This window comes from Cupriavidus sp. YAF13 (assembly GCF_052113425.1).
Lineage (GTDB): Bacteria > Pseudomonadota > Gammaproteobacteria > Burkholderiales > Burkholderiaceae > Cupriavidus.
Map to the genome: position 1 here is coordinate 99,961 of NZ_JBFRDD010000004.1, position 17,465 is coordinate 117,425.

A 17,465-nucleotide genomic window follows, 5' to 3' on the forward strand; every position below is an offset into this window, starting at 1 on the left:
TTTCTTCGGGGAAAGGAACGGATGCCTGAAGCTAAGATCGCGCAGGCCGCACGGTTGCCCAGTAGCGTGTCATGAAGCGGATTTCCACCGGCAGCGTGGTACGCAGCATATCGAGGACGCGGTCGGTATCCGCCAGCGGGTACGTGCCGGAAACGCGCAGGCCGGCGATCGCCGGATCGCAGTGCAGCAGCCCCGGACGATGCCGGCCGAGTTCGGCCAGGAACCGGTCCAGGCGCATGCCGCTGGCCACGAGCATGTTGTCGACCCAGGCGGTATCGGCGTCGTTGGCCTGCGCGGGCTCGCCGATTGCCGTGCCGGTGAAACGCGCCTGCTCGCCGGCTTGCAGCGTGCGTGCCAGGCCATGCCCGTCGCGCGGGCGGATGGCCACGGCGCCTTCGAAAACGGCGACGCGGCTGGCGTCGGGCTGCAACCGCACCGTGAAACGTGTGCCGAGCGGTTGCAGTTCTCCGTGCGCGGTCTCGAGGATGAAGGGACGCGCCCCCGCGCCGCCGTCCTTGCCGGTAGCCACCATGATTTCGCCGGCAAGCAGCCGCACACGGCGCTCGGCATGTGAAAAACGTACGTTGAATGCGCTATCGGTATTCAGCGAGACCACGGTACCATCTGCCAGCGCGACGGTGCGCCGCTCGCCCACGCGCGTGCGCTCATCCGCCACCCATTCCCGCCACGGTGTGCGCTCTTGCACCATCCACGCGCCGCCGCCGGCAAACACCAGCAGCGCCAGCGTCTTGACGGCCTCGCGGCGCCGGGGTGAGCGGGGCGGCGCCAGCGTGGCGTGGGCCACGGCCGAGGCCTGCGGCGACGAGAGCGCGCGCAGCCTGCCATTGACCGCTTCGATGCGTTGCCAGGCGCGGGCGTGATCGGGGTGGGCTTTCAGCCACTGCTGCCAGGCAAGCGTCGTGGCGTCGGTGGCATCCTCGGCTTGCAGCGCGAGCAGCCATTCGACCGCGCGCGTGGCGACCTCAGGGGGAATCCCCGTGGGTGTGTTTAGCGGCATGATGTCAAGCCACCGGCAGCGCGAAATAGCACTGCGTGCCGGCACGGACGAGGTAGCGCTTCACGGTAGTCACGGAGATGCCAAGCTGCGTGGCGATCTCGGCCTGGCCAAGGCCGTCAAGCTGCGAGAGCAGGAACGCCCGCTTGACCGGCGTGGGGAGGCCGGCCAGCAAGCGGTCGATTTCAAACAAGGTTTCCAGCAGGATGGCGCGGTCCTCGGGCGAGGGTGCCAGCGGTTGCGGCAACTGCGCCAGCGCTTCGAGGTAGGCGCGTTCGATTTGCTCGCGCCGCCAGTGATTGGCCAGCACCCGCTGGGCAACGGTGGTCAGAAACGCGCGCGGCTCCTGGATCGCGATGGCTTCTTCGCGGGCAAGCAGGCGCAGGAAGGTGTCGTGGGCCAGATCCGCGGCGCGATGCGTGCAGCCGAGCTTCTTGCGCAGCCAGCCGCACAGCCAGCGGTGGTGGTCACTGTAAAGCGTGAGCAAGTCGCGCTGACGCGGAGAATCGGCGGCCGGCATGGGCACTGTCTACTCGGGAGGGGGTGCGCGGCACCGGACAAAATAAATGAGAACGATTCTCAGTATAACAAAGCGGGGATGCCCGTGGCAATGGCCATCATGGCCGCTGGTGAGGGGGAGGCGCGAGCCGGGCAGATGTGCTGTGTGAGTGGCCTGGGTGCGCGAGGGCGCACCAGCGCATGGCCGGGCGCCGGGCGGCGCCCAGTCGATCCCACTGAACCGGGATCAGCCGGTATCAGTCTGGATCAGCCGGTATCAGACGGTATCAGCCGGGAGCACCCATGGCGGACTGCAGGTAGTTTTGCAGGCCAACCTTCGCGACAAGCGCCAACTGCGTCTGGAGCCAGTCGATGTGCTCTTCCGTGTCGTCCAGAATCCCGACAATGATTTCCCGCGACACGTAATCGCTGACGGATTCAAAGTACTTGATGGCTTCTTTACAACTGGCTTGTGAAACAAGTTCAAGTTTCAGGTCGCAGGCCAGCATCTCTTCGGTATTTTCTCCAAGCAGCAGCTTGTCGAGGTCCTGGAGGTTCGGAAGCCCATCGAGCATGAGGATGCGCTCAACGAGCTTGTCCGCGTGCTTCATCTCTTCAATCGACTCTTCATACTCGTGCTTGCCAAGCGCGCTCAGGCCCCAGTGCTTGTACATGCGCGCGTGCAAAAAGTACTGGTTGATTGCAGTTAATTCATGCTTCAGCTGGCCATTGAGAAGTTGAAGAACCTTCTTGTCGACTTTCATGATATTGATTCCCAGTAGCTGATTAAAAACTGGATAATTCAATCAATATATTAATTTCAGTGTCCTGGAAGGCAAGGTATTAATTGAATCGATTTTTTAATATTGCAAATGCTAATTGCTCTGATTTTCATTGTGGTTGGCGCCCCACGGCGGCTTTGCCAGCGTCTCCCCAGATGAATCCTTGCATGGCGGCGCGCGCCATGCCGCCGGGGGCGAGGGTGGTGCCGGCGCGCCGGGCGATCTTCAGCATTGTGCGGGCAGCATCTTCACGCGCGACCTTGCTGCACCTTGCCGAAGGCGCATCAGTGCGTTGGGGAGGCGCGCCAGTTCGTCGGGGTTTCGGTGCGGGCGCCGCCGGAGGTCGTCAAGGTGGCCGTGGCGCGATGGCGGATGGCTGCGTAGGGCGTCCCGTCGAACGTGCCTGCCGTGCGCTCCAGGTGGATGACGTGCAGGATGTACTGGCCCCGCCACGGGAACTTGAAGCGGACCAGGCCCTGGCTGTCGGTCGCCACTTCGCGGGTCCAGGCATTTGGCGCGATGATCCGCACGTCGGTCGCGGGAAGCGGTGCGCCCTGAAACACCACGCGGAACTCCCCGGCCTTGCCCGTCGGCAGGATATCGAGCGCCTGGATCGTGTCGGGTGGCACCGCGGGCATGCCTGCCTTGGCCTCGCCCAGCAGGCGGGCGTAGAACATTGGCTTGACCACGCCGATCCCCGCATGCGTCCAGTCCTTTACGGCGTACCGGCCCTCGCTGGCCACGACGGCACCACGCTGGGCCGGCATGGCAAAGCTGAAGCCTTGCGGGCCACGGGTGGCATCGAGCGCGACGGTCTTGCCGGTGCCGTCCGGGGCGCTGATTTGCGGCGCGGGCATTTCGTCCAGGCGCCCCGGCGAGCGCTCGCGCAAGCCTTCCTCGAACTCGCCGAAATAGAGGTGCGCGAGGGGCTTGCCGGGCTCCAGCCACAGGTAATGCGCGCCTGCCGGCGCCGCCAGGGAAATGCCGGCAAGCGTCAGGGCGATGCGCGCGATCACGCCCGGACGGCGGCGGGCGCTACGGACACTATGGGTGCCATGAGTGCTATGAGTGCTATGGGCCAAGGTGGTCATCATCATCATGTCCTTACTGGAAACGATAGCGTGCGGTCAGCATCGCGCTGCGCGTGTCGCCCGGGAGCGCGCCGGAGAAGGTCGGCGAGATGTAATAGGTCTTGTCGGTCAGGTTGCGCAGGTTGAGCGTCACGTCCCAGGTCTTCTGGCGATAGTAGACCGCGGCATCGAGCACCACGTAGGCCGGCACGCGGTACAGGTTCAGGCTGTCGGCGTAGCTGTCGCCTTTATAGGTCAGGCCGAGGCCGACCCCCCAGCCGTGCAGCGCCATTTGCTGGAAGTCGTAGGTGGTCCACAGGCGTCCGCCGGTGCGCGCCACGCCGCTCGGGCGCGTGCCGGCGATGCTGCGGTTGGCGACGCCCATCTGCGCGTTCGAGGCCAGGGCATTGGATTCGACCTTGACGTTCTGCACCACAAAGTTCGCCAGCACCGACCAGCCGGCCACGGGCCGCGCGGTGACTTCCAGCTCCAGCCCGCGCGAGCGGTCGCGTCCGTCGGGGGTTGGGTTGAGCGCGCCGGGCAGCGTGATGTAGTAGTTCTTGCGCTCGGTCTCGAACAGCGCGACGTTGGTCTGCAGGCGTCCGTCCAGGAAGTCCGCCTTGACGCCGATCTCCTTTTGCAACGCGCTCTCCGGCTGCGGGCTCAGGGCCGCAGGCTCGGTGGAGACGTTGATGAACTTGCTGGTCGAAACCCCGGCATAGAAGGACAGCGATTGACGGGGCTGCCAGATGGCGCCGAGGGAGCCGGAAGTCAGGTTCTGGGTGTCGCCGATGGAGCGGAAGGCGATGCCCTGCAAGCCCACGTCGCTGAACTTCACGCGGTCGGTCCGCACCGCCGCACGCAGCTTGAACTGCTCGCCAAGCGCCAGCTGGTCTTGCAGGTAGACGCCAAAGTCCTCTTGCTTGAGCTTGCGGTTGAAGCCCTGCGCCGGCACCGGCGCGAGGCCGTTGAGGGTGGTCTCCGGCACCACCGGCGCGTTGATATTGAGGATATTGGGCAGGTTGTAGCCCGTGCGGACCGTGTCGATGCGCGTATCGGAGTATTCCAGGCCGAACAGCACGGTGTGATCGACCGGGCCGGTGCGGGTCTTCCAGACCAGTTCGTTTTGCACCAGCGCGAACTGGCTGTCGTCCACCTGGGTGCGCACCGCGCGCCCGGTCATCTGGTTGGCGGCATTGCCGCCGTTGCCGCCGGCATTGCGCGTCATGTTCAGGCCGCGCTCGTCGTAGATAAAGGCGGTGCGCATGCTGAGCGCGGGGTCGATGTGCCAGTCGTGGCTCAGCGTGACCCGGTCGATGGTCTGCCGGGAGTCGTTGAACGGGCTGTAGTAGCGCGAGTCGCGCGGGGCCGAGGCGATGTTGCCCTGGGCATTGAACACGATGCCGTAGTTGTCCGGCTTGACGCGGATATCGCGGTGGTCGTAATCCAGCGTCAGCGTCTTGTTGTTGTCATACGCCCAGCTCAGCGAGGGCGAGACCTCCTTGATGTCGCGCGACAGTCCGCGGTAGCCGTCGCTCCTTTCCACGTCGGCGATCAGCCGGGTGGCGAGTTGCGAGCTGACCGGCCCGCCCACGTCCACGTACGTGCCCCAGGTGCCGAAGCTGCCGCCGAACGCACCGATCTCCGCGCCGAACTTGGCGAGCGGCGCCTTGGTGACGACGTTGACGGTGCCGCCGGGCTGGCCGGAGCCGTACAACGCCGAGCCTGGGCCCTTGAGCACCTCGATCCGGTCCACGTCGTACATGGTGCGGTAGTAGCCGTTCTGGGTGGGACCGTCGAGGTAGCCGTCGCGCAGGAAGCGCATGCCCAGGCCACGGATGGTGTAGTTGTTGGCGAAGCCGTAGCCGCCAGCCAGCAGAGGCTGCACACCGGCGGAGTTCTGCAGCGCGTAGTTCATGTCCACCGCGCCTTGCTCGCGCAGCACGCTGTCGGGAATGACGGTGATGGCGGCCGGGATGTCGCGCAAGGGGGTGTCCGTCTTGGTGCCGGTCGTCACCGTGTCGCGCAGGCTGCCGGGCGCCACCTTGCCGGCGGAGGTAGTGACCTGGGGCAGGGTCTGTTCGGCCTGCGAAGCCTGGGCGCCCTGTGCCCGCGCTGCCAGCGGCAGGCCGGCGATCAGCGCGGAAGCCAAGGCCGCAATGGCGTGTGGGCGTGGGACGAAGCCGGGACGGGAAGCACGTGACATGAAAGAGAAACTCGCGGAAAAGTTGGCTGGATGCAGAGCGTGAAGAACCCGCTCGCAGAGGGCTGGCAATGCCATCGGAGCAGAAGACAGCGGAGGTTAATGCGAATCATTCTTGTATTCAATGGAAGTTCACGCGGGTGGGACATCTGCCCTGCGTCCACAGGCGGTTTGCCGCGTGAGCATTAGCCTTGCGGGCGTTGCGCAAGGGCTGCGGGACATATGCCCCGGTACCGATAGGTAGCGGATAGATAACTTTTCCTGCCAGGCCGAGGCGGCGCCGCACGTTGCGCTTTTCTTGGTAACGAGAATCAGTTACATTTCGTTTTTCGTGTCGTCAGCGCAGGCGGGTCTTCGTTGTCCGCATGCCTGGAATCCATCACCCATGTCGCCCAAGCTATTACTTTTGCTCGCCTTCTTCCCGGCCTACCAGGCCTGGGACCTGAGTCAGATCCACCTCACCGGCGGCGTCAATTACCACCTGGTGACAGAAGCCATCGCCACGCTGGTCTTCGTGTGGATCCTCTATCTGTTTGTGCGCGAACGGGAGCGCGCCGCGCGTGACCTGGCGGAGTTGCGCAACGCGGCGCACGCGCGCGAGCGCGCGATGGCCGAACGTGGCGACGCTGCCCGCGTTTCGACGCGCCATTTCCTGCAGCTGATGCAGGATCAGTTCGAGGCCTGGAAGCTGACCCCGGCGGAAAAGGATGTGGCGCTGCTGCTGGTCAAGGGGCTGTCGCTGGAAGAGATCGCGGCGCTGCGCGAGAGCCGCGCCAAGACGGTTCGCCAGCATGCCGCCAATGTCTACGCCAAGGCGCAACTGGAAGGGCGCCATCAGCTCTCCGCGTATTTCCTCGAAGACCTGATGGCGCCGGCCTGAGCGCGGTGAGCGCCGATGCCGATGCCGATGGCACTATCCGCTGCGCGGGTCATGCTGACCGGCAGGATGCCGGGCTGCGCATCGACCGTTCGCGGCGTTCAGCGGCCAGGCGAAGGCGGCACCGGAAAATTGGCCACCACGATGCGCCGCTGGTCCTGCGCAACCAGGTGCATGGGCACCTGGCGCGTGGTCAGCTCGCGGTAGGTATCGGCGGACATGATCGCCAGCGCCGGCGGCCCCTCGTGCCAGCGCGCGATAAAGCTGTCGAGTGTGGGCAGCCATTTCTGCGGCTCCTGCTGGGTGCCGAACTCCAGCTCGTCGGGGTGTTCCACCATCACCGTGGTGTGGCGCAGATAGTACGGCAGGGTGTGGTCCAGCGTGCGCACGCCGTAGATCGGCATGTCATCCTTGAGCACCGCCCGGATGGCCGGCACCAGGCTGGCGCCCGAGGCCGGGCCGCCGATCGATTCGTGCCCGAGCAGCGCGGTGGTAAAGCCGGTGAACAGCGCTAGCGTGTAGACCACGATGCTTGGCATCAGCCCGTGGGTGCGCAGCAGCCGGCGCGCCAGCCACGTGCCCGCCAGCATCACGACAAACGCGGTGGCTATCCAGACCGCGTAGCGGCGGTAGTCGGCGGTCGCGGTGTGGTTGGAATGCAGCGTGGCCACCACCGGGCTGGCCAGCAACCCGATCGCCATGATCACCAGCATGGCGTTGAGCTGCTGGTGCCAGCCGCGCTCGCCGATGCGCTCCAGCGCCTTGGCTGCCAGCATGCCGAGCGCCGGGAAGACCGGCACGATATAGCCGGGCAGCTTGGAGCCGGACAGGCTGAAGAAGACAAAGATGGCGATGGCCCACACGGCCAGCAACAGCGCCGGCCGGAGGCGCCGCATCGGCGCAGCGCGCGCCGCGGCGCCATCGTCGCGGACCACCTCCCACATGCGCGGCGCCAGTCCCAGCCAGGGGATGAAGCCCGCCACCAGCAACGGCACGAAGTACCACAGCGGACCCTTGCGCGAGTGTACCGTCGAGGTGTAGCGCTGCCAGTGCTCGTGGATAAAGAAGAAATTCGGGAATTCTGGGTTGCGCGCCGACACCAGCCAGAACCAGGGCACCGTGACGATCAGCATCAGCACGATGCCGGTGATCAGGTGCAGCCGCCGCCACAGGCCGAAGTCGCGCGAGATCAGGGTGTAAATCACCAGCACCAGCCCGGGCAGGGCAATGCCTACCAGCCCCTTGCTCAGGATCGCCACGCCCATGGCCACCCAGCAGGCCCACATCCAGTAGCGGCGGGCCGCAGGCGTTGCGTCGGGATGCTGTGCCACCAGCATGAAGGCCAGCACGCAGGCCATGGCGCCCGACAGCGTCATGTCCAGCGAGTTGAAGTGCGAGGCCACGCTCCACATCGGCGCGGCCACCAGCACCAGGCCGGTCAGCAGGCCAGCGCGAATGCCGTACCAGCGCGTTGCCGCAAACATCGACGCGATGAGGCCAACCATGCCGGACAGCGCCACGCACAGCCGCGCCTGCCAGTCGCCCACGCCGAACAACGTATACGACAGCGCCGTCACCCACATATGGAAAGGCGGCTTCTCGAAGTACTTGAGCGCGTTGTAGCGGATCGTTACCCAGTCCCCGCTGGCAAACATCTCGCGCGAGATCTCGGCGTAGCGCCCTTCATCGGAGCTGAGCAAGTGGCGAAAGTCAAGCGTGCCGAACCACAGCAGCAGGATCAGCAGGCCGGCAAGCAGCCACAGGGCGATGGGCAGGCCGGCCACCTGCCGGGCGAAGAACGCAGGGGAGCGAGAGTCGGGTTGGGGATGCATCGGGGCTCCGGAGAAGAATGAAGTCTTGCCGTGCACGACCGGCGTTGCCTTTCACGCACCATTTTGCGCCGGGAATACCACGGCCACCGTGAGCCCGCGGCCCGCTGGGCCGTCCTCCAGCAACACCGTGGCGCCATGGCGCGCGGCAATGCTCTGCACGATCGCCAGGCCGAGCCCGCTGCCATGCGCGTCGCTGGCGTCGCCGCGATGAAAGCGGCGGAACACATTGTCGCGCTCGGCCGGCGCGATGCCCGGGCCGGTGTCGCTCACGCCCAGCATGGGCGCGCCGTTGCGCCATTCGATGCGCAGGTCGACCCGGCCGCCCGGACTGGTGTAGCGGATCGCGTTGTCGGCAAGGTTGCGCAGCAGGATGAAGAGATCGCCGCCCGCGCCACGCACCTGGCATTCGGGCGCGCTCGCATCCAGGCCGAGGTCCACATCCTTGGCTTCGGCCATGGGCAGCAGCTCGCGCACCACCTGCACCGCCACGTCGCGCAAGCGCACGTCGGCGAGCTGGGCCTGGGTGGCAGGGGCGCCGTCCTCGCTGCGTGCCAGCGTCAGCAACTGCGCTACCAGGTGGGTGGTGCGGTCCAGGCGCTCGCCCAGCTTGGCGAGCGCCAGTTTCTGCTTGTCTTCGCTGTCGGCGCGCAGGGCCAGCTGCAGTTGCAGCTTGAGCGCGGTGAGCGGCGTGCGCAGTTCGTGCGCGGCGTCGGCGACAAAGGCGCGCTGGGTGTCCATGGATTGCTGCAGGCGGGCCAGCAGGGCATTGAGGGCTTCCACCACCGGCGCCAGTTCCGGCGGCCAGCCGTGCGCGTCCAGTGGCGCCAGGGCGTCTGCCGAGCGGCTGCCGACCGCGCGCGCGATCTCCTCGACCGGGCGCAGCGAGCGCCTGACCACCAGGTGGATCAGCAAGCCAAGCGCTGGCACCAGCGCCAGGATGGGCAGCAGCGCGCCAAGCGACAACGAGGCCGCCAGCTTGCGGCGGAACACGACCGATTGCGCGGCCTGCACATAGCGATCCCCGGCGAGCACACCGTAGATGCGCCATTCGCTGCCGAGCGCCTTCAGGTCATGAAAGCCCGGCAGGTCCGCGCGCGGCAGCGTGACCGGGTGCGAGGCGTAGATCTGGCGGCCCTGCACATCCCAGGCCTGCACCACGATCTCCTCGTCAAGTTCGCTGCCGCCAAGCGGCGGCGTGGCGTCGCGCTCCAGATGTGCCGGCAGCATGCGTGCGGCTTGCTGCAGTTGCGCATCAAAGACCTCGTTGGCTTCGCGGCGCACTTTGAAATAGGCGGCCGCGCCCGCCACCAGGGCGCAGGCGAGCATGGCCCCGAGCAGGCCGGCCAGCAACTGGGCGCGTATCGTTCTCATGCCGGGCCGCCCAGCTTGTAGCCGACACCGCGCACATTGCGGATAAAGTCGGCGCCGAGCTTCTTGCGCAGCGCATGGATATGGACTTCCACGGTATTGCTGCTGATTTCCTCGTTCATGTTGTAGACCGCCTCGCGCAGGCGCTCGTGGGTCACAACGTGGCCCGGCTGCTCCATCAAGGCCTGCAGCACCATGAACTCGCGCATCGACAGCGCTACGATCTCGCCGGCGCAGCGCACCTCGCGCGTGGCGGGGTCCAGGCGCACCGGGCCATGCGCCAGCTCGGTGCTGACGCGCCCGGCACTACGGCGCAGCAAAGCCCGGATGCGCGCGAACAGCTCATCGAGGTCGAACGGCTTGACCAGGTAATCGTCGGCGCCGGCATCCAGGCCGCGCACGCGGTCAGCGGTGGCGTCGCGCGCGGTCAGGATCAGCACCGGCAGCGCCAGCCCGCGGGCGCGCAGTTGCCGCAGCACCGCCTCACCGGAGCGGCCGGGCAGGCCAAGGTCGAGCAGCACGGCGTCGTAGGTGCCGGGTGCATTGGCGGCCAGCGCGGCATCGGCGAGGCGGCCATCCCTGACCCAGTCGACCGCGTAGCCTTCGGCCCGCAGGCCTTCCTCTACGCTTTCGCCGATCATCGGGTCGTCTTCCACCAGCAGCAGGCGCATGGCATGGGTTCCTTGGTTGGTGATGAGTGAGTGCCCTGGGGTCAACGGCGTTGCAGCCGGTCCAGGCGCAAGCGGTGGCGGTGGTCGGTCAGGCGCCGGACCGCCAGCGTGGCGGCCAGGATCACGCCCAGCATGCTGCCGCCGGCGAGCAGGAACATCAGCAGGATCTGGTACCGGGCGGCGGCGATCGGGTCCATCCCGGCCAGGATCTGGCCGGTCATGACGCCTGGCATGGTGATGATGCCGGCCGCCGCCATGGTGTTCATGGTGGGCAGCATGCCGCTGCGCACCGCCTGGCGCACGATCACGCGTAGGGCCGCCTGGCGGYCATCGCCAAGCGCCAGGCGCGCATCGATGGCGGCGCGCTGGTGCCAGACCGCGGTAAAGGCGCCGTTGAGGGCCAGGCTCGCGGCGTTCATCACGTTGCCCAGGATGATGCCGGCCAGCGGGATCGCGTGGCGGGCGTCGTACCAGGGCGTTGGGCGCAAGGCCGTGGTCAGCGCCAGCACGGTCACCAGCAGCGTCGGCAGGCTCACGGCGGCGGCGCCGATCAGCGCGTGCCAGGGCCCCGCCAGGCGGCGCTCCTGCCGGCTGCCCACCTCGCGGGCGGCGGCTGCGATCATGGCGGCTACCGTCAACGCGGTCACCAGCGGCGACGACAAGCCAAACACCGTGCGCAGCACCAGGCCGACCAGCAGCAGTTGCACCACCATGCGGCCCGCGGCCCAGAGCAGGCTGCGGTGCACGTCCAGCGACATCGCCAGCGAGGCGCCCGCGCCGGCCAGCACCAGCAGGCTGGCCAGCGCCAGGTCATAGGCTGTGAGCGGGATCGGGCTCATGCCGGCACCGCTTCCAGCCCGGCGGCGCCGAGGCGATAGTGGCGGTCCTGCAGGCGTGCCGCCTGCGCGGGATTGTGCGAGACGATCAGCAGCCCCAGCCCCTGTGCCTTGCAGTCGTGCAGCAGCGCTTCGACGGCCAGCGTGGTCTCGGCGTCCAGCGCCGAGGTCGGCTCATCCAGCAGCAGGAAGCGCGGGCGGCGCACCAGCGCGCGGATCAGCGCGAGGCGCTGGCGCTCGCCGGTGGACAGGCGGCCAACGGGCGCCTGCAGGATGTCCGCGGGCAGGCGCAGCCGCGCCAGCAGCGCCTTGGAGGCCGGCACGTCCGTCATATGTTCGAGCACGTCGTCGCCCCACCAGCCGGATTCGGCCGCCACGTACATGACCTGGCGCCGCCAAGCCGGTCCGCTCATGCTCTCGCGCGGGGACTGGCCTAGCCGGACTTGCCCGCGATTGGGATCGAGATCGGCAATCATGCGCAGCAGCAGGCTCTTGCCCGCGCCGGACGCGCCGGACAGGATCACGCAACTGCCGGGCGCGACGGTGAGGCTGAACGGCCCGCGGCCAGCGCCTTCGAGGCCGCTGATTGCCAGGCTGGCATCGGCACCGCGCGTTGATGGCAGGGCGCCAACGGTGGCAAGGGGTGGCATCGTGTCAGCCAATGTCATGGGTTGAGCCATCCGCGTGCGATGGGGTAGGCCAGCAGGTGCCGGTAAAGCTGCTCCGCGCGCACCGTGGCAGCGGCAAGCAGCGGGCGCGTCAAGGCAGACGTAGCCACGGCCGCGCAGCATGCCGCTATCGCAAATGCGCCGACGATGTCCAGTGGAAAGTGTACGCCGAGGAAGACGCGGGCCCAGCCCGTTAGCGCCGCGGCTACCAGCAGGCCGGCCCCGCTCAGGCGCTGGGCCCTGCCAGGCGCGCGCAGCAGGACGAAGGCCAGCGTGGCCAGCAGCGTGACGTGGTCGCTCGGAAAGGAGGGGTCGGCGGCATGCGCCAGGTAGGTATGCCCGATGCTCGCCATGAAGGGCCTCGGCATCGGCAGCAGCAGGCCGAACAGGGTCGAGCAGAGCCCGCCCAGCGCCACGGCCGCCAGTGCGCTCGTCGCCATCTGGCGCTCGCCCGGCCGCGCGCGCAGCCAGCCCGCGGCCAGCACCAGCGGCGCGGCCGCGATCAGCCCTTCGGCAAGGAAGGCGGCCACCCAGAGGCCGGCGCCAGACAGCCCTGCGGGGGCGTTCAGGCGCTGGAACAGCGTGAGGTTCAGGGCAAGGAGCGTCGACATCGGGAACGTTGGATTCTGGCGATGCGGCAAGGATAGTGCACAGCGGCTTAAGGAACGCTTAAGGCTGGCCGGCTGGCTGGCCGTGCCCGGCCCGCGCTCCATGCCGACGTCGTGGACCCGGGCAAATCATGCGCGTCGCGCAACGCAGCGTGGCTTTGGCCTGTTCGGCGGCTTCTGCCGGTGCTTCAGGTTTGTCAGCAGCCTGGAAGGGGGTTCGCGCGTCTATGCATAGACGAAAATCGTCCTTCGATGGCCAGTGCCGTTGCGTTATCGTGAGGGACTTGTAAGCGCTTGCCTAAGACGGCTGCGGTGGCGACACCCCTCTCTCCACACTGTTGCACCAGCAACAGCAGATCGACAGTGTGCTCCGGGAGAACGGTGCAGACCCGCGTCAGGAATGGCGCGCAGGCAAAGAACATGGCCATTCACGCGGGCTTGCTTCTTGCCTGATGCATTGCCGGCAACGAAATGCGCCCCGCGCGTGAATCCACAAACCATCGACATCGACAGGAGGTTCTTCCCATGGCTACACCGCTGAACGTGGTCGCCGTCAACGGCAGCGCGCAGCAGCCCTCGCGCACGCTTGCGCTCGTGCAGGCACTGCTCACGGAACTGGATAGCCGGCTGCATTTGCAAAGCCATATCGTCAACCTGGGCGACATCGCGCGTCCGCTGGGCGCGGCGCTGTCGCGGGCAGAGTTGCCGGCCGAGATCGAAAGCGAGCTGGCCGCCATCGAGTCCGCGGACCTGCTGGTGGTGGCCGCGCCGGTATATCGCGGTTCTTATCCTGGCCACTTCAAGCATCTGTTCGACCTGGTGGGGCAGGAGGCGCTGGTGGACAAGCCGGTGCTGCTGGGGGCCACGGGCGGCAGCGACCGCCACGCGCTGGTGCTGGAGCATCAGTTGCGGCCGCTGTTCGGCTTCCTGCAGGCGCTCACGCTGCCCATCGGCGTGTACGGCAGCCCGGGAGATTTCCACAATTACCAGGTCAGCAGCGCCGCGCTGGCCGAACGCATTCGCCTGGCCGCGGATCGTTGCGCGCCGTTGTTCGAAGCCAGCCGCAAATTGCCGCTGCAGCGCGCGGCTTGAAGGGGAGAACCGCGGCAATCAATGTCTTCTGGTCCAGATCGGTGAGCTGCGGGCTAACCGGCACAAGCCCGGCGAGCCGGACGACCCCGACGCCGCCGCTGGCGAGCCTCCTGTGATTGCCATCGCTATCTAAACCCAGACAACAAACGCATGCCAGAACGCAATCCTTCCCAGGCGGATCTCTCCGCCCGCTTCCGCCCGGTCTTTGCGCAGATCGCCGAACGCGCGGCCGAGCGCGAACAGGGGCGCGAGCTTGCTTTCGATGCGGTCGCCCTGCTGCGCGATGCCGGCTTCGGCGCCTTGCGCGTGCCGGTGGCGCTCGGCGGGCTGGGCGCTTCGGTCGAGCAACTGTTTGCATTGCTGATCGAACTAGGCGAAGCGGATTCCAACTTGCCGCAGATCCTGCGCGCCCATTTTGGCTTTGTCGAGCGGCTTTATGCGGAGATAGCGCCCGAGCTGCGGGAGCGCTGGCTGCGGCTCGTCGCGCAGGGCGCGATCTTCGGCAACGCCACGACCGAGCTTGGCGACGGCGCGCCAGGCAAGCACAAGACCACCTTGTCGCCAGATGGCGAAGGCTGGCGCCTCGACGGTGAGAAGTTCTACAGCACAGGCACGCTCTATGCCGACTGGATTGCCGTCAGCGCCAGCCGCGAGGGCAGTGCCGAACCCGTTTATGTGCTGGTGCCGGCCAATGCGGCGGGCATCGACCGCATCGACGACTGGCGGGGCTTTGGCCAGCGCCTCACCGGCTCCGGCACCACACGCTTTCGCGGCGTCGCGGTATCCGGCCAACAGGTGCTGAGCTTCCCGCGCAATGTGCCCACGTCCATCACGGCTTACTTCCAGCTGGTGCACCTGGCGACGCTGGCCGGCATCGCCCGGGCCATCGAGCGCGACGCGGCGGCCTTTGTGCGCGCGCGCAAGCGGGTGTACAGCCACGGCAGCGGACGTACGCCAGCCGAGGATCCGCTGGTGCAGCAGGTGGTGGGCCAGCTGGCCGGCACGGCGTTCGTGGCGGCTGCCGCCGTCGCCGCCGTGGCGCAAGGCCTGGGTGAGATCGATCGCCTGCGCCAGCGGGGCAAAGCCGTGCCGGTCGGCTTGCTGGACGATGTGGAGTTGCGTACCGCCAAGGCGCAGGTTGGCATCGCGGACCAGGTGCTGGCGGCGGCCACACGGCTGTTCGATATAGGCGGCGCTTCCGCGCTGGACGAAGGCCGTCAGCTGGACCGCCACTGGCGCAATGCCCGCACGCTGGCTTCGCATAATCCGACCATCTACAAGGCAAGGGGGGTTGGGGATCACTGCATCAACGGCACGGCACCGACTTACTACTGGTCGGTTGGGGCGAAGGCGGCCTGAACCGATACCCCCAACACGAATCCGCAAAGCCGAGAAGATGCAACATCCCGGCCAATGTGCGTCTCGCCGCTGCGACTTCTTTGCCCACGTTGCCGGGTTGCGCCTGCACTTGAGATGCATGAAGCGCCTGTGATAACGTGTCGCGCCGGTTCGACGCGAAATGGTTGCGTTGAGGCCGAAGCGAGCGGTGTGTGCCGGTCGACGGGCGAGCTGGTCACCAATCCGTCAAGCAGGCAAACGCAGGCGAACAGCAGGCGAACAAGGCGTATGCCTCGCGACCGTGCAATGGAGAGGGAAGCTTACGCATCGTGATCGTCATCATGATAGATATCAAGGAAATCCGGCGCATGGACTGCGTGTCCCATGCGCTGTTCGAGGGGCGGCGGCTGCGCGCATTGCCGGTCGCGGACAACGACACGAGGGAAGGTCCGGGGGCTGGCACATGCGGCTGAAGGCACTGATGCTGCGCGTGAAAGCTGCCCTTGCTGGCAATCGGGATGCCGCTGCTCAAGATTCGGCCGCCGAAGCGGTGCGTGCGCCGAGCGAAATCGAAGACCTGATCGCGTCCTTGAGGGCGCAGCCCCCTGACGAACGGCGCGGCGCGAACGTCAGCCTCACCGATCCGGGGACGGACGATGCGTTCGTTCCGCCGTTGCTGGCCGCGGCGAGGGATGAAGACCCGTACATTCGCGCCAGCGCGATCCATGCGCTCGGGCACTACGACATGGAACCGCATGCGCAAGCGGCGCAGGCAGTGCTCCAAGCGCTGGCGGGCGACCCCGACGCGTCGATCCGGGCGGCCGCGGCGGCGGCCCTGGCGAGCCAGTCGCCAAAGCACGTGCATGCTCTCGTCACGGCGCTCGATGACGCCAGTGCCGAGGTCCGCAAGCAAGCCGTCCTGGCGCTCGGCGTCTTTCGCACGGAGCCGGCAGTCGAGGCGCTGAAAGACCGCCTGCGCCACGATCAGGACGCCGAGGTTCGCGCCTTTGCCGCCTCCATGCTCGGTGAAGTGCAGCGTGCCGACCTGGTCCCGGATCTGCGCGTGGCCGTCAACGACAGCGACGAAGGTGTGCGGGCCACGGCGCTATCCGCGCTCAGGGAGTGCGCCGGCTTCGACGCGGTGCCGGCGCTGCGCAACGTATTCTTGGCCGCATTGTCGGATACCTCGGCAATCGTCCGGGAGACGGCGGCCGAAGCCTTGCGATTCTCGCCGCCGGAGGCCATCCCGGCGCTCATGGTTGCGGCAAACGACGAGGTGGCTCGCGTGCGCCTGCAGGCCGTCATCGCGCTGGGCTCGATGCAGGTACATCAAGCCATCGGCATCCTCGCCGACCGCATCGTCAGCGATCCGGACGAAGAGGTCCGTTACTACGCGGTCAACGCGCTGGGCGAGATGCGGCACGCAGCCGCCACGCAGCATCTGATTGACGCGTTCAACAATCCTGCGCAGACACGCCGGGTGCGCTGGGCGGTGCTCTGGGCTTTGGGCGACAACAACGACTTTGACGCGCTGCCGGTATTGCATGCCGCGCTGCAGGATCCCGATGCCGAATTCAGGGAGCGCGCCGCCGGCTCGCTCGGCAGCCTCCCGTGGGAGGCGCATCCCGACACCACGCCCACGCTGCAAAGCCTTTTCCGCGCGCTGAGCGATGCCGAGCCGAGCGTCAGGCGCAGCGTCTGCGACGCGCTCGCCAGCTTGCGCGATGCGCAGGCCGTCCCGTTTCTTGCGAATGCGTTGCGCGACCGCGACGACGAGGTGCGGTGCAAGGCCATCGAGGCCATCGGCCGCATCGACGCGAAGGGCCATGCCGCCCTGATCCTGGGTTGCCTCCAGGATCCGAGCCGGCGTGTTCAGCAAGCGGCAGCCGAAACAATCTGGCTGCCCGATGGTGCCGTCACACCGCCGGAAGCACTGGCCTTTCTGCGCGCCCCCGATGCGGATGCACAAGTAAAGGGATCGCTGGCGAAATCGCTGACGCGCCATGGCAACCCCGCAGTCATTGCGCATCTGATCGACGTGTTCGCCACCGCGCAGGCAGATGCGCGCGCGGGTCTCGTCGAAGCCTTGCGGGAACAACCCGATCCGCGCGCGATGCCGCTGCTGCTTGGGCTGCTGAGTGATGACGACGATGAGGTGCGTGGCGAGGCGGCGGTGGCGCTGGCGGCTATCGGCGACGATGAAGCGGTTCCGCCATTGGCGTCGCGGCTCAAGCGCGAGCCTTCGCCAGATGTTCGGCGCCGGGTTGTCTGGGCACTCAGCTTCTTCACGCCCGGCAAGGTGCTGCCACTGCTGACCGGCAGCTTTGGCGACAGCGATCCCCACGTGCGGCAGCAGGCCGTCCAGGCCCTGGCCGAGATCTGCGATGTGTCCGAACTGCGCGATCTGCTGTCGGCTCTGCCGAAACGGCGCGAGGACGTGAGGCAAGCGCTGGAGGAGGCGATCGAGGCACTCGAAACAGACGCGATGCCTGACGAGGGTGGCAGATCCCGCCGCGTCGGCATCGGAACGGTGCACTACGCGTAGCGGCCGTACTGCTAGGGGGTGGACAATATCCCCCGCCCGGATATCGCGGATGCCATGCCTTT

General features: G+C 67.2%; 17 protein-coding genes. 5 read left to right on the forward strand and 12 right to left on the reverse strand.

What is annotated here, in order from left to right; genetic code table 11:
* Nucleotides 1-31: 31 nt before the first annotated feature.
* The 6 genes from AB4061_RS05465 to AB4061_RS05490 form a co-directional block, all read right to left on the reverse strand.
* Nucleotides 32-1,018, reverse strand: coding sequence for a FecR domain-containing protein (locus AB4061_RS05465; protein WP_441631644.1), 987 nt, complete (start codon nt 1,016-1,018; stop codon nt 32-34).
* A gap of 4 nt (nt 1,019-1,022) precedes the next feature.
* Nucleotides 1,023-1,535, reverse strand: coding sequence for a sigma-70 family RNA polymerase sigma factor (locus AB4061_RS05470; RefSeq protein WP_441631646.1), 513 nt, complete (start codon nt 1,533-1,535; stop codon nt 1,023-1,025).
* Nucleotides 1,536-1,800: 265 nt separating this feature from the next.
* A complete protein-coding gene (gene bfr, locus AB4061_RS05475) occupies nt 1,801-2,277 on the reverse strand; it encodes a bacterioferritin (protein WP_441631648.1) in 477 nt (158 codons plus the stop codon).
* 127 nt (nt 2,278-2,404) lie between these two features.
* Nucleotides 2,405-2,527, reverse strand: coding sequence for a hypothetical protein (locus tag AB4061_RS05480; protein WP_441631650.1), 123 nt, complete (start codon nt 2,525-2,527; stop codon nt 2,405-2,407).
* A gap of 52 nt (nt 2,528-2,579) precedes the next feature.
* On the reverse strand, nt 2,580-3,311 hold the full coding sequence (locus AB4061_RS05485) for a DUF4198 domain-containing protein (protein WP_441631652.1): 732 nt from the start codon (nt 3,309-3,311) through the stop codon (nt 2,580-2,582).
* A gap of 88 nt (nt 3,312-3,399) precedes the next feature.
* Entirely contained in the window at nt 3,400-5,571 is a 2,172-nt protein-coding gene (locus tag AB4061_RS05490; RefSeq protein ID WP_441631654.1) for a TonB-dependent receptor, read from the reverse strand.
* A gap of 382 nt (nt 5,572-5,953) precedes the next feature.
* On the opposite strand from AB4061_RS05490, the gene AB4061_RS05495 reads away from it, so the two are divergent.
* A complete protein-coding gene (locus tag AB4061_RS05495; RefSeq protein ID WP_441631656.1) occupies nt 5,954-6,448 on the forward strand; it encodes a LuxR C-terminal-related transcriptional regulator in 495 nt (164 codons plus the stop codon).
* Nucleotides 6,449-6,546: 98 nt separating this feature from the next.
* Here AB4061_RS05495 and AB4061_RS05500 read toward each other — a convergent pair whose 3' ends face one another.
* The 6 genes from AB4061_RS05500 to AB4061_RS05525 are packed head-to-tail and all read right to left on the reverse strand — an operon-like array spanning nt 6,547 to nt 12,431.
* A complete protein-coding gene (locus AB4061_RS05500; protein ID WP_441631658.1) occupies nt 6,547-8,277 on the reverse strand; it encodes a glycosyltransferase family 39 protein in 1,731 nt (576 codons plus the stop codon).
* 51 nt (nt 8,278-8,328) lie between these two features.
* Nucleotides 8,329-9,648: an ATP-binding protein gene (locus AB4061_RS05505; protein WP_441631660.1), complete on the reverse strand. Its 1,320-nt coding sequence runs from the start codon at nt 9,646-9,648 to the stop codon at nt 8,329-8,331.
* Nucleotides 9,645-10,316 carry a response regulator gene (locus tag AB4061_RS05510; protein WP_183036434.1) on the reverse strand — a complete coding sequence of 224 codons (672 nt, stop codon included), beginning with the start codon at nt 10,314-10,316 and terminating at the stop codon, nt 9,645-9,647. The genes AB4061_RS05505 and AB4061_RS05510 overlap by 4 nt, the downstream gene beginning before the upstream one ends.
* 41 nt (nt 10,317-10,357) lie before the next feature.
* Nucleotides 10,358-11,155, reverse strand: coding sequence for an ABC transporter permease (locus AB4061_RS05515; RefSeq protein ID WP_441631663.1), 798 nt, complete (start codon nt 11,153-11,155; stop codon nt 10,358-10,360).
* Nucleotides 11,152-11,820: an ABC transporter ATP-binding protein gene (locus AB4061_RS05520; protein ID WP_441631665.1), complete on the reverse strand. Its 669-nt coding sequence runs from the start codon at nt 11,818-11,820 to the stop codon at nt 11,152-11,154. Before AB4061_RS05520 ends, AB4061_RS05515 begins: the two co-directional genes overlap by 4 nt.
* Nucleotides 11,817-12,431, reverse strand: coding sequence for a phosphatase PAP2 family protein (locus tag AB4061_RS05525; RefSeq protein ID WP_441631667.1), 615 nt, complete (start codon nt 12,429-12,431; stop codon nt 11,817-11,819). The genes AB4061_RS05520 and AB4061_RS05525 overlap by 4 nt, the downstream gene beginning before the upstream one ends.
* A 522-nt stretch (nt 12,432-12,953) precedes the next feature.
* On the opposite strand from AB4061_RS05525, the gene msuE reads away from it, so the two are divergent.
* From msuE to AB4061_RS05545, 4 genes are all read left to right on the forward strand, one after another.
* Nucleotides 12,954-13,520 (forward strand): FMN reductase, encoded by a 567-nt coding sequence (gene msuE / locus AB4061_RS05530; RefSeq protein ID WP_441631669.1) that lies wholly within the window; start codon nt 12,954-12,956, stop codon nt 13,518-13,520.
* Nucleotides 13,521-13,670: 150 nt separating this feature from the next.
* Nucleotides 13,671-14,879, forward strand: a complete 1,209-nt coding sequence (locus tag AB4061_RS05535; RefSeq protein ID WP_441631671.1) for an acyl-CoA dehydrogenase family protein — start codon at nt 13,671-13,673, stop codon at nt 14,877-14,879.
* Between the two features lie 308 nt (nt 14,880-15,187).
* On the forward strand, nt 15,188-15,331 hold the full coding sequence (locus AB4061_RS05540; protein WP_441631673.1) for a hypothetical protein: 144 nt from the start codon (nt 15,188-15,190) through the stop codon (nt 15,329-15,331).
* Complete coding sequence (locus AB4061_RS05545; protein WP_441631675.1) at nt 15,322-17,403, forward strand: HEAT repeat domain-containing protein; 2,082 nt, start codon at nt 15,322-15,324, stop codon at nt 17,401-17,403. The genes AB4061_RS05540 and AB4061_RS05545 overlap by 10 nt, the downstream gene beginning before the upstream one ends.
* Nucleotides 17,404-17,465: the final 62 nt, after the last annotated feature.

Bases quoted from the DNA above. Each gene is read 5' to 3' on its own strand.
- AB4061_RS05490 (WP_441631654.1), bottom strand. From the start codon at position 5,571: ATGTCACGTGCTTCCCGTCCCGGCTTCGTCCCACGCCCACACGCCATT.
- msuE (WP_441631669.1), top strand. From the start codon at position 12,954: ATGGCTACACCGCTGAACGTGGTCGCCGTCAACGGCAGCGCGCAGCAG.
- AB4061_RS05480 (WP_441631650.1), bottom strand. From the start codon at position 2,527: ATGCTGAAGATCGCCCGGCGCGCCGGCACCACCCTCGCCCCCGGCGGC.
- AB4061_RS05525 (WP_441631667.1), bottom strand. From the start codon at position 12,431: ATGTCGACGCTCCTTGCCCTGAACCTCACGCTGTTCCAGCGCCTGAAC.
- AB4061_RS05465 (WP_441631644.1), bottom strand. From the start codon at position 1,018: ATGCCGCTAAACACACCCACGGGGATTCCCCCTGAGGTCGCCACGCGC.
- AB4061_RS05500 (WP_441631658.1), bottom strand. From the start codon at position 8,277: ATGCATCCCCAACCCGACTCTCGCTCCCCTGCGTTCTTCGCCCGGCAG.
- AB4061_RS05510 (WP_183036434.1), bottom strand. From the start codon at position 10,316: ATGCGCCTGCTGCTGGTGGAAGACGACCCGATGATCGGCGAAAGCGTA.
- AB4061_RS05505 (WP_441631660.1), bottom strand. From the start codon at position 9,648: ATGAGAACGATACGCGCCCAGTTGCTGGCCGGCCTGCTCGGGGCCATG.
- AB4061_RS05495 (WP_441631656.1), top strand. From the start codon at position 5,954: ATGTCGCCCAAGCTATTACTTTTGCTCGCCTTCTTCCCGGCCTACCAG.
- AB4061_RS05470 (WP_441631646.1), bottom strand. From the start codon at position 1,535: ATGCCGGCCGCCGATTCTCCGCGTCAGCGCGACTTGCTCACGCTTTAC.
- bfr (WP_441631648.1), bottom strand. From the start codon at position 2,277: ATGAAAGTCGACAAGAAGGTTCTTCAACTTCTCAATGGCCAGCTGAAG.
- AB4061_RS05520 (WP_441631665.1), bottom strand. From the start codon at position 11,820: ATGACATTGGCTGACACGATGCCACCCCTTGCCACCGTTGGCGCCCTG.
- AB4061_RS05535 (WP_441631671.1), top strand. From the start codon at position 13,671: ATGCCAGAACGCAATCCTTCCCAGGCGGATCTCTCCGCCCGCTTCCGC.
- AB4061_RS05545 (WP_441631675.1), top strand. From the start codon at position 15,322: ATGCGGCTGAAGGCACTGATGCTGCGCGTGAAAGCTGCCCTTGCTGGC.